Origin of the sequence: Psychromarinibacter sediminicola, from assembly GCF_029168335.1 — a bacterium.
GTDB lineage: Bacteria > Pseudomonadota > Alphaproteobacteria > Rhodobacterales > Rhodobacteraceae > Psychromarinibacter > Psychromarinibacter sediminicola.
On the sequence record NZ_JARGYC010000085.1, the window covers coordinates 2,501 to 17,407 of the forward strand.

The 14,907-nt window shown below is 67.4% G+C and carries 12 protein-coding genes, 2 tRNA genes and 2 rRNA genes (1 of these 16 running past the window's edge); 8 read left to right on the top strand and 8 right to left on the bottom strand.

What is annotated here, in order from left to right; genetic code table 11:
• From P1J78_RS21295 to P1J78_RS21310, 4 genes are all read left to right on the top strand, one after another.
• Positions 1-15: transfer RNA gene (locus tag P1J78_RS21295), tRNA-Ala, on the top strand; it begins 61 nt to the left of the window's first position.
• A gap of 341 nt (positions 16-356) precedes the next feature.
• A 23S ribosomal RNA gene (locus P1J78_RS21300) occupies positions 357-3,172 on the top strand.
• 85 nt (positions 3,173-3,257) lie between these two features.
• A 5S ribosomal RNA gene (gene rrf, locus P1J78_RS21305) occupies positions 3,258-3,372 on the top strand.
• A gap of 53 nt (positions 3,373-3,425) precedes the next feature.
• Positions 3,426-3,502: transfer RNA gene (locus P1J78_RS21310), tRNA-Met, on the top strand.
• Between the two features lie 134 nt (positions 3,503-3,636).
• Here P1J78_RS21310 and P1J78_RS21315 read toward each other — a convergent pair.
• From P1J78_RS21315 to P1J78_RS21340, 6 genes are read right to left on the bottom strand one after another with little or no spacing between them, the layout of a single operon-like run.
• A complete protein-coding gene (locus P1J78_RS21315) occupies positions 3,637-5,007 on the bottom strand; it encodes an energy transducer TonB family protein (RefSeq protein WP_275569406.1) in 1,371 nt (456 codons plus the stop codon).
• Positions 5,004-5,390 carry an ExbD/TolR family protein gene (locus tag P1J78_RS21320; RefSeq protein ID WP_275569407.1) on the bottom strand — a complete coding sequence of 129 codons (387 nt, stop codon included), beginning with the start codon at positions 5,388-5,390 and terminating at the stop codon, positions 5,004-5,006. The genes P1J78_RS21315 and P1J78_RS21320 overlap by 4 nt, the downstream gene beginning before the upstream one ends.
• Before the next feature lie 4 nt (positions 5,391-5,394).
• Positions 5,395-5,784 (bottom strand): ExbD/TolR family protein, encoded by a 390-nt coding sequence (locus P1J78_RS21325; protein WP_275569408.1) that lies wholly within the window; start codon positions 5,782-5,784, stop codon positions 5,395-5,397.
• Positions 5,774-6,442, bottom strand: coding sequence for a MotA/TolQ/ExbB proton channel family protein (locus P1J78_RS21330; RefSeq protein ID WP_275569416.1), 669 nt, complete (start codon positions 6,440-6,442; stop codon positions 5,774-5,776). Before P1J78_RS21330 ends, P1J78_RS21325 begins: the two co-directional genes overlap by 11 nt.
• Positions 6,442-6,891 carry a hypothetical protein gene (locus P1J78_RS21335; RefSeq protein WP_275569409.1) on the bottom strand — a complete coding sequence of 150 codons (450 nt, stop codon included), beginning with the start codon at positions 6,889-6,891 and terminating at the stop codon, positions 6,442-6,444. Before P1J78_RS21335 ends, P1J78_RS21330 begins: the two co-directional genes overlap by 1 nt.
• A 13-nt stretch (positions 6,892-6,904) precedes the next feature.
• Positions 6,905-8,902 (bottom strand): TonB-dependent receptor domain-containing protein, encoded by a 1,998-nt coding sequence (locus P1J78_RS21340; protein ID WP_275569410.1) that lies wholly within the window; start codon positions 8,900-8,902, stop codon positions 6,905-6,907.
• Between the two features lie 252 nt (positions 8,903-9,154).
• Here P1J78_RS21340 and P1J78_RS21345 point away from each other — a divergent pair, with 252 nt between their 5' ends.
• From P1J78_RS21345 to P1J78_RS21360, 4 genes are read left to right on the top strand one after another with little or no spacing between them, the layout of a single operon-like run.
• On the top strand, positions 9,155-10,213 hold the full coding sequence (locus P1J78_RS21345; protein WP_275569411.1) for a hemin-degrading factor: 1,059 nt from the start codon (positions 9,155-9,157) through the stop codon (positions 10,211-10,213).
• Positions 10,210-11,100, top strand: coding sequence for a heme/hemin ABC transporter substrate-binding protein (locus tag P1J78_RS21350; RefSeq protein WP_374213389.1), 891 nt, complete (start codon positions 10,210-10,212; stop codon positions 11,098-11,100). Before P1J78_RS21345 ends, P1J78_RS21350 begins: the two co-directional genes overlap by 4 nt.
• An 8-nt stretch (positions 11,101-11,108) precedes the next feature.
• Positions 11,109-12,185, top strand: coding sequence for a FecCD family ABC transporter permease (locus tag P1J78_RS21355; protein WP_275569412.1), 1,077 nt, complete (start codon positions 11,109-11,111; stop codon positions 12,183-12,185).
• 5 nt (positions 12,186-12,190) lie between these two features.
• Entirely contained in the window at positions 12,191-12,976 is a 786-nt protein-coding gene (locus P1J78_RS21360) for a heme ABC transporter ATP-binding protein (protein WP_275569413.1), read from the top strand.
• Between the two features lie 46 nt (positions 12,977-13,022).
• On the opposite strand, the gene P1J78_RS21365 is transcribed toward P1J78_RS21360, so the two are convergent.
• A complete protein-coding gene (locus tag P1J78_RS21365; protein WP_275569414.1) occupies positions 13,023-14,261 on the bottom strand; it encodes an aminodeoxychorismate synthase component I in 1,239 nt (412 codons plus the stop codon).
• Positions 14,251-14,568 carry a Dabb family protein gene (locus P1J78_RS21370; protein WP_275569415.1) on the bottom strand — a complete coding sequence of 106 codons (318 nt, stop codon included), beginning with the start codon at positions 14,566-14,568 and terminating at the stop codon, positions 14,251-14,253. Before P1J78_RS21370 ends, P1J78_RS21365 begins: the two co-directional genes overlap by 11 nt.
• Between the last annotated feature and the right edge of the window lie 339 nt (positions 14,569-14,907).

Below are 14,907 nucleotides of genomic sequence, written 5' to 3' on the forward strand. Positions count from 1 at the left end.
CGATACGCTCCACCACGTTCCGTTCGGTTGCGACCTGAACGGTTTCGATTTGACCGCCGAGCGCTTTCGAGCGTTCCGCCGTCCAATCGGACGTCTATGACATCGTAAAGAGAGATACACATCAGTTTCATGCTGATCTTGCCAAGTGGGGTGGGATCTGCGGCGCTGATCTACGGATCAACCGCGAGGCATGTAACTATCCAAGTCAAGTACACTAACCAATGCCGCTCGAAAGAGTGGCCATGTTCTTCCGGACGAACCAGCCGGAAGAGCGGGATAGTATGCTTTTGATCAGTGTCACCGGAGCTCACAAAAGGACCGGTGGCCACAGAAGAAGCCTGTCTTCTTCTGGATCAAATCAAGCGCGAGAAGGGCGTTTGGTGGATGCCTTGGCAGTAAGAGGCGATGAAGGACGTGATACTCTGCGATAAGCTTGGGGGAGCCGAGAATAGGCTTTGATCCCAGGATCTCCGAATGGGGCAACCCACCTGACAGTTGGTTATAATTGCCTAAGGGCAGCTTATAATCGGCTGAAACAGGTACTTGAGACCTGAACACATAGGGTTTCAAGAGCAAACCCGGGGAACTGAAACATCTAAGTACCCGGAGGAAAGGAAATCAATGATACTCCCCTAGTAGTGGCGAGCGAACGGGGATCAGCCGAGCCGGAAGTGTGACTGGAACGATCTGGAAAGGTCGGCCATAGCGGGTGACAGCCCCGTACAGGAAGCACCATGGACGTATTAAGTAGGGCGGGACACGTGAAATCCTGTCTGAAGATCGGGGGACCACCCTCGAAGGCTAAGTACTCCTTACTGACCGATAGCGAACCAGTACCGTGAGGGAAAGGTGAAAAGCACCCCGACGAGGGGAGTGAAACAGTACCTGAAACCGGACGCCTACAAGCAGTCGGAGGCTCCTCGAGAGCTGACGGCGTACCTTTTGTATAATGGGTCATCGACTTGGTCTCACGAGCAAGCTTAAGCCGATAGGTGTAGGCGTAGCGAAAGCGAGTCTTAATAGGGCGTCGAGTTCGTGGGATCAGACCCGAAACCGAGTGATCTAGGCATGACCAGGATGAAGGTAAGGTAACACTTACTGGAGGTCCGAACCCACACCTGTTGAAAAAGGTCGGGATGAGTTGTGCCTAGGGGTGAAAGGCCAATCAAACTCGGAGATAGCTGGTTCTCCGCGAAATCTATTTAGGTAGAGCGTCGTACGAATACCCCGGGGGGTAGAGCACTGGATGGGTAATGGGGCCCCACAGGCTTACTGATCCTAACCAAACTCCGAATACCCGGGAGTACTATACGGCAGACACACTATGGGTGCTAACGCCCATGGTGGAGAGGGAAACAACCCTGACCTACAGCTAAGGCCCCCAATTCGTGGCTAAGTGGGAAAGCAGGTGAGACGGCCAAAACAACCAGGAGGTTGGCTTAGAAGCAGCCATCCTTTAAAGATAGCGTAACAGCTCACTGGTCTAATCAAGCTGTCTTGCGGCGAAGATGTAACGGGGCTCAAGCCACGAGCCGAAGCTTAGGACTGCGTATGCAGTGGTAGCGGAGCGTAGTGTGATAAAATCCACGCCTCCTTAGCGGTTTCGACCGCATTGGAGGCTCGGATTTGACTGTGAAGCCGGCGCGTGAGCGATCCGGTGGAGTGATCACTAGCGAGAATGATGACATGAGTAGCGACAAACAGGGTGAGAGACCCTGTCGCCGAAAGTCCAAGGGTTCCTGCTTAAAGCTAATCTGAGCAGGGTAAGCCGACCCCTAAGGCGAGGCCGAAAGGCGTAGTCGATGGGAACCAGGTTAATATTCCTGGGCCAGGAGGATGTGACGCATTGTGGCGACGTGCAGGCCTTATCGGATTGGTCTGTATTCAAGACAGTGCCTGGAAATAGCCCTCCATTAGATCGTACCCTAAACCGACACAGGTGGACTGGTAGAGAATACCAAGGCGCTTGAGAGAACGATGTTGAAGGAACTCGGCAAAATACCTCCGTAAGTTCGCGAGAAGGAGGCCCGGCACACGACTGTCGGGGGCACAAACCAGGGGGTGGCGACTGTTTACTAAAAACACAGGGCTCTGCGAAGTCGCAAGACGACGTATAGGGTCTGACGCCTGCCCGGTGCCTGAAGGTTAAAAGGAGGAGTGCAAGCTCCGAATTGAAGCCCAGGTAAACGGCGGCCGTAACTATAACGGTCCTAAGGTAGCGAAATTCCTTGTCGGGTAAGTTCCGACCTGCACGAATGGCGTAACGACTTCCCCGCTGTCTCCAACATCGACTCAGCGAAATTGAACTGCCTGTCAAGATGCAGGCTTCCCGCGGTTAGACGGAAAGACCCCGTGCACCTTTACTACAGCTTCACACTGGCATCAGGCATGTGATGTGCAGGATAGGTGGTAGGCTTTGAAACCGGGACGCTAGTTCCGGTGGAGCCATCCTTGAGATACCACCCTTCGCCTGCTTGATGTCTAACCGCGATCCCTTATCGGGTTCCGGGACCCTGTGTGGCGGGTAGTTTGACTGGGGCGGTCGCCTCCCAAAGAGTAACGGAGGCGCGCGAAGGTTGGCTCAGAGCGGTCGGAAATCGCTCGATGAGTGCAATGGCAGAAGCCAGCCTGACTGCGAGACTGACAGGTCGAGCAGAGTCGAAAGACGGCCATAGTGATCCGGTGGTCCCGAGTGGAAGGGCCATCGCTCAACGGATAAAAGGTACGCCGGGGATAACAGGCTGATGGTGCCCAAGAGTCCATATCGACGGCACCGTTTGGCACCTCGATGTCGGCTCATCTCATCCTGGGGCTGGAGCAGGTCCCAAGGGTACGGCTGTTCGCCGTTTAAAGAGGTACGTGAGCTGGGTTTAGAACGTCGTGAGACAGTTCGGTCCCTATCTGCCGTGGGTGTAGGATACTTGAGAGGAGTTGTCCCTAGTACGAGAGGACCGGGATGAACGATCCACTGGTGGACCTGTTGTTGCGCCAGCAGCAGTGCAGGGTAGCTATGATCGGAAAGGATAACCGCTGAAGGCATCTAAGCGGGAAGCCCCCCTCGAAACAAGGTATCCCTGAGGGCCGTGGAAGACGACCACGTCGATAGGCCGGAGATGTAAGCGCAGCAATGCGTTCAGTTGACCGGTACTAATTGCCCGATAGGCTTGATTTGATCCAGTAGAAGCCAGGTCCAGCCCTGGCGGATCAGGAAGCATACACCGTTGGTGTACGCGACTTGGAATGTGTTCCTTTCTCGGTTTGGTGGTCATAGCACGAGCGAAACACGCGATCCCATCCCGAACTCGACCGTTAAGCGCCGTAGCGCCGATGGTACTGCGTCTCAAGACGTGGGAGAGTAGGTCACCGCCAAACCTAGCAAGGAACACATCGTATCTCTCTTACGATGCCATCAAGACACATCTTGGCGCGGGGTGGAGCAGCCCGGTAGCTCGTCAGGCTCATAACCTGAAGGTCGTAGGTTCAAATCCTACCCCCGCAACCAACGATACTTGCGATGCCTCCGCCGGTCCCGCCGCGGAGGCTTTTTGCTTTTGGGCCTCCCGCCCGCCGGCATTGTCTGCTGCGCCATCCCGCAACCAACGATTTGCGGTAGATACCGAGTTCCCGATGGCCTGTTCAGCCCCCGGCGAACTCGATCGTGAACCGCGTCCGCGCCCCTGGCGGCGGCGGCGGAAACGGGGCGGATCGCCGGATGTGCGACAGCGCGATCCGGTCCAGCTCCCGGTTACCGGAACTGCGGGCGATCGAGACCGAGACGAGCCCCCCCGACGGCGCGATGCTGAAGGCGACGAGCGCCGCGCCGGCGACCCGCGTGCGCTGACGGCGGGTCCGGCTGATCTTGCGCATCACCGCGTTCCCGTACTGCGCCGCGGCCCTTGCGTTTCCCACCCCGGTCTCGGCCCGTCCGCCTGCGCCGCCGGTCGTGTCGGTCGCGGCTTCCGACCCGCTGTCGTCGCCACGCATGGCGGTCTGCGAGGCGTTCCCGCTCGCTTGCGGCGGCGCGGGCGGCGGGGTCGTGTCGCGCGCCGTCTCGGGCACCAGGTCCGGCGGCCGTTGCGCCGGCGGGCGCGATACGGGCACCGCCAGTTCCGAGCTGTCGTCCGCCACCGCCTTCGCCGTCTCCGCGGGCGCGGCGCTTTCGGTTTCGGGCACGACCGGGGCCGCCGGCGTGGTCTTGGCGACCGGCGGCGACGCGGCCGCTTCCGGCGTGGTCGCGGGCTCGGAGGGCGAGGAGGTGTCGGGCTCGGAGGGCGAGGCCGGACGCACCGGCCGGGCCGTCTCGATGCGGACCGCGGGCGTGGCCTCGGCCAGGGCCGCGTCGGCCACCTCCGGTTCGGCGGCCTTGGGCTCCGCGGGCTCAGGCGTCACGGAGGGCGCGACCTCGGGCGTTGTGGCCTCGTCCGGTGCCGTCTCCGGCGCGCGCAGCAGCTCCGGGCCCGCGGTCGCTTCCAGCGGCGCCGCGTCGGTTGCGCTCGGGGCGGGCGGGGAGAGTGCGCTCGGCGTGACCGCCTCAGCGGCGCTCTCGGCCGTCTCCGGTGTTTCGACCGTCGCGGTCTCGGCTGTCGGCGTCTCTTCGGCCGTTGCCTGCTCCGCCTCTGCAAGCTCTGCCATCGCGACCGGCTCTGCGTCTTGCGCAGGCGGTGCGGCCTCCTCCGGCGATGCCTCCGCCGTCTCCGCGACCCGCGGCGTCTCGGCCGTCGCCGCCTCCGCGATTTCGGCCGTCTCGGTCTCCTCGGCAGGCCCCGTCATCTCCGGCCGGTCGGTCGGCTCGGTGACCTCGGTCTCCCGCGGCTCGGTCATCTCGGCGGGCGGCGGCGTCACCGTACCCGCCTCCATGTCGGCAAAGCTGTTGCCCAGCCGCGCGATCCCGCCCGCGGCGGCCGCCATCTCCGGCGCGTCGGGCGGGTCGGCCACCAGCAGGCCCGCGCCGTGCAATGCCAGCGACAGGACGAGCGCGGCCGGTGCGATGAGCTTGTCGTACCTCATTCCAGCCCCTTCTCGGTGACCAGCCAGACCTCGCCCGCGCCGGCCTCGCGCAGCGCCCGCGCCACGCGCAGCAGCTCCTGCGCGGGCAATTCGCGGTCGGGCACCACCCGCACGGACGGCGCCGGCCCCCCGACCCGCGCGACGACATCGGCCGGCGTGGTCACCGCATCGCGATAGCGCAGCGTGCCGTCGGGCAGGATCGCCGGCGCGTCGGGCGGCGCGCGCCCGTCCAGCCCGGCGGTGTCCACCAGCGACACGTCGCCATCGAGCGGCGGGGCGAGTGCGCCGGCGATCATGAAGAAGATCAGCATCAGGAAGACGATGTTGATCAGCGCGATCGTCGGCTCGCCGCGCGGCTTCTGTCGGGGCAGACGCAGGGCCATCGAATCACTCCAGAACGCGCAGGTCGACGCCCGGCAGCCCGCGCAGCGCGACCAGCAGGTCGACCAGCCGCTGCGACGTCGTCTCCTGCGTCGGCGAGACCAGCACCGGACTCTCCGCGCCGTCCCCGGCCTGCGCATCCAGCCGGTCGGGCAGCGCCTCCAGCGCCACCGTCTCGCCGTTCAGCGACAGCTCCGTCTGCGACAGGCGCAGGAACAGCGGCGCGGCCTCGGGAGCCGGCCCGCCGGCGCCGGCGCCGCCGGTCGACAGCGGGATCTCGGCGAACTTGGTGAAGGTCGAGGTCAGCATGAAGAACAACGGCAGCAGGAAGATCACGTCGATCAGCGACGTCATCGACACGGCCCGCCGGCGGGGTGCGGCGGTCCTAACCGGCATGGGCCGCCGCTCCCGCCCGGCTGCCCAGTGGCGCCGAGGCACGCTCGGGCAGCGGCGCGAACAGGGTCTCCACGGCGATCTCGGCCAGCGCACGCTCGCGGGCGACGCGCGACTCGAGGAAGGTCAGCAGCAGGGTCGTCGGCATCGACACCGCCAGTCCCGCCGCCGTGGTCAGCAGCGCGACCCAGATGCCCCCGGCCAGCGTCGAGGGATCGACCGAGGCGCCCGCGTCCTGCAGCGCCTGGAAGGCGTCGATCATGCCCAGCACGGTGCCGAACAGCCCCAGGAGCGGCGCGATCTGTGCGATGCTGTCGAGGATGCGGAACCCGGTCTCCAGCCGGTCGAGCCGGGCGGCGGCCTCGGCCTCGATCCGCTCCTTCGCGGCCTCCTCCGGCGCCTCCAGCGCGCGCAGCAGAACCGGCGCCAGATGGCTGCGGCTGCCGCGCAGGGTCGCGCTGGCCCGGCCGGGCTGTGCCCGGTCGATCTCTTCCAGCGCCCTGCGCAGGCCGCGGTGGCGCCCGACGCCGGCGGCGCCGAACTGCCACAGCTTGTAGAGGATCACCGCCAGCGACAGCACCGACAGCGCCATCAGAAGCGCCACGACGGGACCGCCGAGGTCGAGGATGCCGGCCAGCCGGTCCTGCAGGGCGGTCCAGATCACCCGATCACCTCCACGCCCGCGCGGGTCGACAGGTCGAGCCGGTCGGAACAGGCCTCCCGGTCCAGCCCCTCGCCGGTGCAGGTGTCGATGCCGTTGATCAGCACCCGGCCCAGCGCGTCGCAGGCCAGCCCGGAGACGTCGAACTGCCGCACGCGCGGCCGGTTCGCCGGCAGCTCGCGCAGGTCGAACAGGGTCAGCCGGTCGACCTTGCCTTCGGTGGTCATCAGCACCGTTTCCAGCACCAGCTGCTCCACGTCGGTGCCCAGTGCGTTGGTCGCCATGAAGGTCAGCCGACAGCCGCCCTCCAGCGGCGACAGGGTGTTCAGTTCCACGAAAAGCGCGGTGGAGGCGGGCTCTTCCGCCTCCTGCGCAAGGGCCTGTCCCGCCAGGGTGCCGAAACCCAGTGCCGTGGCGAGACAGGCCAGCCTCAGTCGAGGTGCACGCATGTAGACTCCATTTCTAGAACTCGAAGGCCTTGGTGATCGACACGCCGATGGAGCGGCCCGGCCCGTTGTCGCCGGCCAGGCTGTTCCGGTAGGCGGTGTCGAAGACGTTATCGACCGAGACGCCGAAGGTGACGCCCTGCATCGGACCCCGCTGCGGCGTCCAGTCGAGGAACAGGTCGTGCAGCACATAGCCGTCGTAGGCGTCGCCGCCGCCGTAGTCGATGTCGTCGTAGAACTTGCCGCGCCAGCCGTACTCGACGCCGACATCGGGCGCCTTGCCGCCCAGCGTCAGCACCAGCGACCGCTGCGGTATCGAGGTCGGCGTCTCGCCCGTCGACTTGTCCTCGCCGCGCACGTCCGAGACGGCGAGCCGGCCGAAGGCGAAATCGGACTCGTAGGCCCCCTCGACCTCCAGCCCCCAGATCTCGGCGGCGTCGATGTTGCGGTAATAGGGCGTGCCCGCGGTGCTGTCCCGCGCGATCATGTCGTCGATCTCGGACCAGAAGCCGGTGGCCTTCACCTCCACCGCGTCGTTCGGCGTGAAGATGCCCTGCCACGACCCCGAGACGCCAAGCTCGACGCTGTTGGCCGTCTCCATGTCCAGGTCCGGGCTGTTCGGCTCGTCCGCGTCCGAGGAATAGATCTCGTCCAGCGTCGGCACCCTTTGGGTATGGGCCACCGAGCCGAAGATCGCATAGGTGTCGTTCAGCTGGTAATGCGCCGCCAGCTTGGGCGAGACCAGCGTCTCCCCGAAGCCGCTGCCGCCCACCATGTCGCCCGGCGTCAGCGACACGAAGTCGGCGCGCACGCCCGGCACGATGGTCAGCGTGTCGTTCCAGATGAATTCGGCCTGCAGGTAGACGCCGATTTTCTCGTCGGTGCCCTCCGGGTGAAAGCCCAGGGGCCCCATCGACGTCTCGGCCACCCGGTCCTGGTGCGAGTACTGCACGCCGGCGGTCACGTAGTTCTCCCACGCGCCCATGCTCAGCTCGAAGGTGTTCTCGATCTTCAGGCTGGCGGTGCGGTAGGCGTACTCGCCGTCGGCGAAGAGCGGCGAGGGGATCGGTGCCGAGGCATCCTCCTGCACGACATTGGTGTCGGAGTAGCTGAGCACCACGTCGAGGTCGATCCACGGGGTGTCGCTCGCCGGGTACTCGTAGCGCAGCGCCAGCGTCTCGTCGTGGATGTCGCGGTCGATCGTGCCGAAGGCGCCCAGCGTGCCGGTCTGCGAATACTGCGTGTCGTCCGCCTTGCTGTCCCACACGCTGTAGGAGGCGGTCAGCGAATGCTCGTAGGCGTCGCCGAACGAGTACTTCGCCTTCAGAAGCCCCGACGCCGCGTCGAATTCCGACCCCGGCACCTCGGTCCCGTCGCCGTCCTCGTAGTTGCCGGCGGTGCGGTAGTTCAGCGCGAAGACCGCCTCGAACGCCTCGCTGGGCGCGAAGGCGTAGATCGCCGAAGCCAGTTTCTCGTTGCCCTGGCTGTCATAGCCGCCGCGGAACCGCAGCGCATGCGTGCCACCCGCGGTGATGAAGTCGCCCGCGTCCTTCGTCTCGAAGTTGATGACGCCGCCGATCGCGCCCGAGCCGTATAGCGTCGACGACGCCGGTCCGCGCAGCACCTCGACCTGCTTGTAGAGTTCGGGGTCGGAAAAGAACGACCCCATCCGGTACTGCTCGTAGAATTTCGTCGCCCCGTCGACCGTGACGATGATCTTCGATTCGTCCGACGCCGCCAGCTCGCCGACGCCGCGGATGTTGAACGACACCCCGCCGACGCGCTCCGAGCCGATGCCCTGGATGCCGGGCACCGTGTCGAACAGCTCGGCCACGGTCGTGGCCTGCTCGCGGTCGATATCCGCCTGGTCCAGCACCGTGACCGCCTGCGGCGTGTCGATGGCCACTGATTCGCTGCCGCCGAAGCCCAGCACGATGCGCCCCAGGCGGGTGAACCCGTCCTGCGCCGCCACCGGCCCCGCCAGCATCGCGGCCGAGGCCGCAGTCGTACACAACAACAATGAATGAACGCTCGTCGCGCGCATGTTTCGTCCCCTTCGGATGTCTTGTTTTTGTGGGGCTGGCGCGAAGCTGGCTGCGGTTCGCCTGCAGGTCCGCGGCGAACGTCACTTGCATCGGTTAAAATGACCGACTAAAAAAATCAAGTATATCCTGTGCGCATCTTTCGCACGACACCCAGCAACGTCCGCATCGCCGATGCCGGGACAGCCAGGCCGATCACCACCCTATCTGGAGGACCGTTGCCGATGGCGATCACGGTGGAGAAGACTGCGGGCGCGCTGCGCCACGCGATGGCGGACAACACGGACAAGCGGCCCCGCGACCTGGCCGACATGCTGGGCGTGCGCGAGGCCGACCTCGTCGCCGCCCGCGTCGGGCGCGGGGCCACGCGCATCGGCGCCGACCCGCACGCGCTGATGCCGCGGCTCCGTGACCTGGGCGAGGTCATGGCGTTGACCCGCAACGACAGCGCGGTGCACGAAAAGATCGGCGTCTACGACAACTACCGCCCGGGCGATCACGCCGCGATGGTGCTGACCAAGGACATCGACCTGCGCCTCTTCCCGCGCCACTGGGTCCACGCCTTCGCGGTGGAGCTGGAGAGCGACCGCGGCACCCGGCGCAGCCTGCAGGTCTTCGACGCCGCCGGCGACGCGGTCCACAAGGTGATCCTGCGCGACGGCTCGGATGTCGACGCATGGCGCGCGCTGGTGGCCGACCTCGCGACAGGCGACAGCGCCGACACGCTGGACCTCGCCCCGCGCCAGCCCCCCGAGCCGCCGAAATCCGACATCGACAAGCGCGAGGCGCTGCTGCGCGAATGGGACCGGATGACCGACACCCACCAGTTCCTGCGCCTGACCTCCAAGCTGAAGATGAACCGCCTCGGCGCCTACCGCATCGCGGGCGCCCCCTACGTCCGCCCGCTGCGGCCCGACGCGATGGACCTCGCGCTGGAAACGCTGGCGGGGCGCGGCGTCGGCGCGATGGTCTTCGTCGGCAACCGCGGCTGCATCCAGATCCACACCGGCCCGATCCACACCGTCAAACGTGTCGGCCCGTGGCAGAACATCATGGATCCCGGCTTCAACCTGCACCTGCGCTCCGACCACATCGCGGAACTCTGGGCCGTCGAGAAGCCCACCAAACGCGGCCCCGCCCTGTCGCTGGAAGGCTTCGACTCCCGGGGCGCACTGATCCTCCAGGTCTTCGGCCTGCGCACCGACGAGCTGGACGAGCGCCCCGCCTTCGCCGAGATCGTCGACGACCTGCCCGAGGCCGACGCGGCGGAGGTGGTGTCGTGAGGCGCCGTCCCTGCAAGAGCCTCCCGACGCCGCTGATCGTCTTCTGGTGCCTCGTCGGCCCCTTCGTCGCGGTGACCGCCGAGTATTCGTCGGCGCAGGACGTGCCGCAGGACGAGCGCGTGCTCTCGGTCGGCGGCTCGGTCACGGAGATCGTCTATGCCCTGGGCGAAGGCGACCGGCTCGTCGCCCGCGACACCACGTCGAGCTACCCCGAAGCGGCGCAGGACCTGCCCGATGTCGGCTACATGCGGGCGCTGACGCCGGAAGGCGTGCTGTCGGTGAACCCCGACCTCGTCATCGCCGAGGCCGGCAGCGGCCCGCCCGAGACCATCGACGTGTTGCGCGAGGCCGCCATCGACTTCGTCTCCATCCCCGGCGGCTTCGACCGCGAGTCGGTGCGCGCCAAGATCGAGGCGGTCGCAGCGGCGCTGGACGTGCCGGCAGAGGGCGCGCGGCTCGCCAGGGAGATCGACGCCGCGCTGGCCGAGGCGGCGGCGGAGGCGGCCGGGCACGACGACCCGCGCCGCGTCCTGTTCATCCTGTCGACGCAGGGCGGGCGCATCATGGCCTCCGGCACCGGCACCGCCGCCGACGGCATCATCGGGCTGGCGGGCGGCGAGAACGCGATCACCGAGTTCGCCGGCTACAAGCCCCTGACCGACGAGGCGATCATCGCCGCTGCGCCGGACGTGATCCTGATGATGCAGCGCGGCGGCGACCACTCGATGCCGGACGAGGCGCTGTTCTCGCTGCCCGCCATCGCCTCCACCCCCGCGGGGGAAGCCGGCGCGCTGGTGCGGATGGACGGCCTGCTCCTGCTGGGCTTCGGCCCGCGCACGCCGCAGGCGGTGCGGGAGCTGAACGCCGCGCTCTACGGTACCGACTGATGACGGCGATGGCGGACATCCTGCGCCCGCGCCGTGCGCCGGTGCTGCCGGGCGACCGGACGGTGCGGGCGCGGGCCGTCACGGCCGGGCTCGTCGTCCTGCTGGCCGCGCTGTCGGCGGCGAGCCTCGCCGTTGGCGCCACCGGCACCTCGCTCTGGGACGCGCTGGCCACGCTGGCGCGGGGCGGCGAGATCGGGCTGCGCGAGCGCATCGTGCTGTTCGACATCCGGCTTCCCCGGCTGGCCATGGGCCTCCTCGTGGGCGCGGCGCTGGCGGTCTCCGGCGCGGTGCTGCAGGGGCTGTTCCGCAACCCGCTGGCCGACCCCGGCCTCGTCGGGATCGGCCCGGGCGCGGGGCTCGGTGCGATCTCGGCCATCGTGCTGGGCGGGATGCTCCCCGCCAGGCTGCAGGCCCTCGCCGGCAACCACCTCGTTGCCGTCGCCGCCTTTCTCGGCGGCTGGGCCACGACGCTCATGCTCTACCGCGTCTCCACCCGCAACGGCCGCACCTCGGTCGCGGTGATGCTGCTGGCCGGCATCGCCATGGCCGCGCTGGCCGGAGCCCTCTCCGGCGTGCTGATCTACATGGCCGACGACGCCCAGCTTCGCGACCTGACCTTCTGGGGCCTTGGTTCCCTCGCCGGCGCCACCTGGACCAAGACCGCCGCCGCGCTGCCGCTCATCGCCCTGTCGCTGGCCGCCGCCCCGTTCCTCGCCCGCGCGCTCAACGCGCTGGCGCTGGGCGAGCCCACCGCGGCCCATCTGGGCATCCCCGTGCAACTGATGAAGCGCCTCGCCATCCTCACCGTCGCCGCCGCGGCCGGCGCCGCCGTCGCGGTCTCGGGGGGTATCGGCTTCGTCGGGATCGTCGTGCCGCACCTCCTGCGGCTGGCCATCGGCCCCGACCACCGCTACCTCCTGCCGGCCTCCGCCCTCCTCGGCGCCGCCATGCTGATCGCCGCCGACATGGTCGCCCGCTCCGTCGTAGCGCCGGCGGAACTGCCCATCGGCATCGTCACCGCGATCCTCGGCGGGCCGTTCTTCCTGTTCATCCTGCTGCGCAACCGCGGCGTCCTGGCGATGTAAGCCCCATGTTCTCGGCCCACGATATCCATGTCTCGATCCACGGCCGCGCGATCCTGACGGGCGTCGACTTCGCCGCCGCGCCCGGCCAGGTCACCGCCATCGTCGGCCCCAACGGCTCCGGCAAGACCACGCTTCTGAAGGCGATGACCGGCGAGATCGCCTACCGGGGCCGCGTGAGCCTCGACGGCCGTGACGTGGCCGCCATGCCCGGCTGGCAGCTCGCCGCCCGCCGCGCCGTCCTGCCGCAATCGGCGCAGGTTGCCTTCCCCTTCACCGTGCTCGAAGTGCTCCGCCTCGGCCTCGCCGCCGGCCTCTCCGCCGACCGCCGCGACCTGCCCTCGGCCGCGCTGGCCCGTGTCGGCCTGTCCGGCTTCGAGGGCCGCCCGGTCCAGGCCCTCTCCGGCGGCGAGCAGCAGCGGGTGCAGCTCGCCCGCGTCCTCCTGCAGGTCTGGGAGCCGGTCGCCGACGGCGCCCCCCGCTGGCTGGTCCTCGACGAGCCTGTCTCCTCGCTCGACATCGGCCACCAGCTGGAGGTGATGCAGATCGCCCGCGACTACGCCGATGCCGGCGGCGGCGTGGTCGCGGTCATGCACGACCTGAACCTCACGGCCATGTTCGCCGACCGCGTCGCGATGCTGCACGACGGCCGCGTGCTGGCCCGCGGCACCGCCCGCGACGTCCTGCGCGACGACGTGCTGTCGCGCGCCTACGGCTGCACCCTGCGCGTCGACCGCACCCCGCCCGACCCGGCCACGGCCTTCGTCCTGCCGCAGGCCGCGCAGCACGCCTGAACCCGACCGCCGGAGGGGCTCTGCTCAAGGCGCCAGGAATCGAAGGTCAGACGCCGACATCCGGATCGTGCCCGAGCGCCTCGCCACCGGCAGGGTTCTCCGCCGGCAACGGCTCTGACGGGGCAACCGGCGCGGCGAATTTCGCCTTGAGGAGGCACTCGTCGTATTCCGCACGAGCTTCGGAATCGTAGACGAGGCCGCCCCCGACATTGAGCACCGCCTCGCCGCCCTCGTGCAGCGTGACGGTGCGGATCGCCACGTTGAAGCGCATGCCGCCCGACGGCGCGAGATAGCCGATCGCACCGCAATAGATGTCGCGGGGACGCGCCTCCAGCGCACGCAGGATCTGCATGGCCCGGATCTTCGGGGCGCCGGTGATCGAGCCGCAGGGAAAGAGGGCGCCGACGATCTCGGCAAACCCGACGCCGGGGGCCAGCCTGGCCCGGATGCGGCTGACCAGCTGATGCACCGTCGGATAGTGCTCCACGCGAAAAAGCGCGGGCACGTGCAACGTTCCGAGCGCGCAGATGCGCGAGATGTCGTTGCGCAGGAGATCGACGATCATCAGGTTCTCGGCCCGGTTCTTCGGATCCTGCCGCAGGGCCTCGGCGAGCCGGGCATCTTCCTCCGGCGTGGCCCCGCGCCGGATGGTGCCCTTCATCGGATGCGTCTCGATCCAGCCCGCGTCGTCGACCTCGAAGAACAGCTCCGGCGAGCGCGAGAGGATGGCAGGACCGCCCAGCCGGACGAGCGCGCCGTAGCGGACCGGTTGCCGGGCGGTCATGGCGTCGAAGAGCGCGGCGGGGTCGCCCTGCCACCGCGCCGCGATCGGGAAGGTCAGGTTGGCCTGGTAGCAGTCCCCGGCACAGAGGTGGCGATGCACCTGCTCGAAGCGCGGCGCATAGTCCGCGAAGGACCAGGCCGGGCGAAACCCCGTGAGCGACGCGCCGCCGGCCGCCGGTGGCGCGACCTCGCGCGTCTCCGGTGCATCGAACACCCCCATCTGCACCAGCGGCAGGCGGCAGTGCGCCGGGAGGTGATCGCGGAGTTTCGGCTCCAGCGCATAGCCCGCCTCATAGCTCAGATAGCCCGCGCACCACCTGCCCGCAGCCTGCGCCCGCGCGACCTGCGCCAGTGCGCCCGCGACCTCTTCGGGCGTATCGGCGCGGATGATCTCGCGGGGGCGCGAGAAATGCAGTTCGCGACCGGCGAGATCGTCGCGAAACAGGATCTCCGGGCCGTCGACCGGCCCGCTGCTCGGGGTGGCCGAGATGTCAGGCGTCATCCGCTGCCGTGGTATAGGCCTGCGCGGTGTCGTAATCCGCGGGGAGCCGCATCTCGCGCAACGGTTTCACCCGCCGGATCGCTTCGGCGTAGAGATCATGCGCCTTGTAGGCCGCGAGGGCCGCGTCGTCGGCGAACTCGCCATAGACGACGATATCGACCTCCTTGCTCTTGGGGTCGGATTTCCGGTTCAGCGCGATCTCGAGGCGGTCGGCCTCCGGTATCCGGGTGAGAAGGCGAAGCCCGTCGCGGATGGCGACGAGATCTTCGTCGCGCCGGGCGGTGAAGAAGACGAAATGACGGATCATGCGAACCCCGGTACTGCTTCTGCAAAGGCGCGGATCGCCCGGACGCGCGGCGCGGACCCTCCCGCAAGGCGCGTTCTACGAGCCTCGCCGAGCTGTTCAACCGGATAATGCGCGATGCGCGGCGCTCCCCGTCGCGGGACGTCCAATCCGCGTGCCGCGGGGAATGCCTTGAGGCGCTGCTGCGGGACGACCTTGCAACCTGAAGAACTCAGGTTCCAATCCCGCCCCGCAACCGTAATAGCGTCGCTAGAGCTTCGTGCGTTTAATCGTGGGCATATCCTGCGGCCTTGAAGTAGTTCCAGCATTCGTCGGGTTCGAAGAGATCGCAGATGTCGCCGA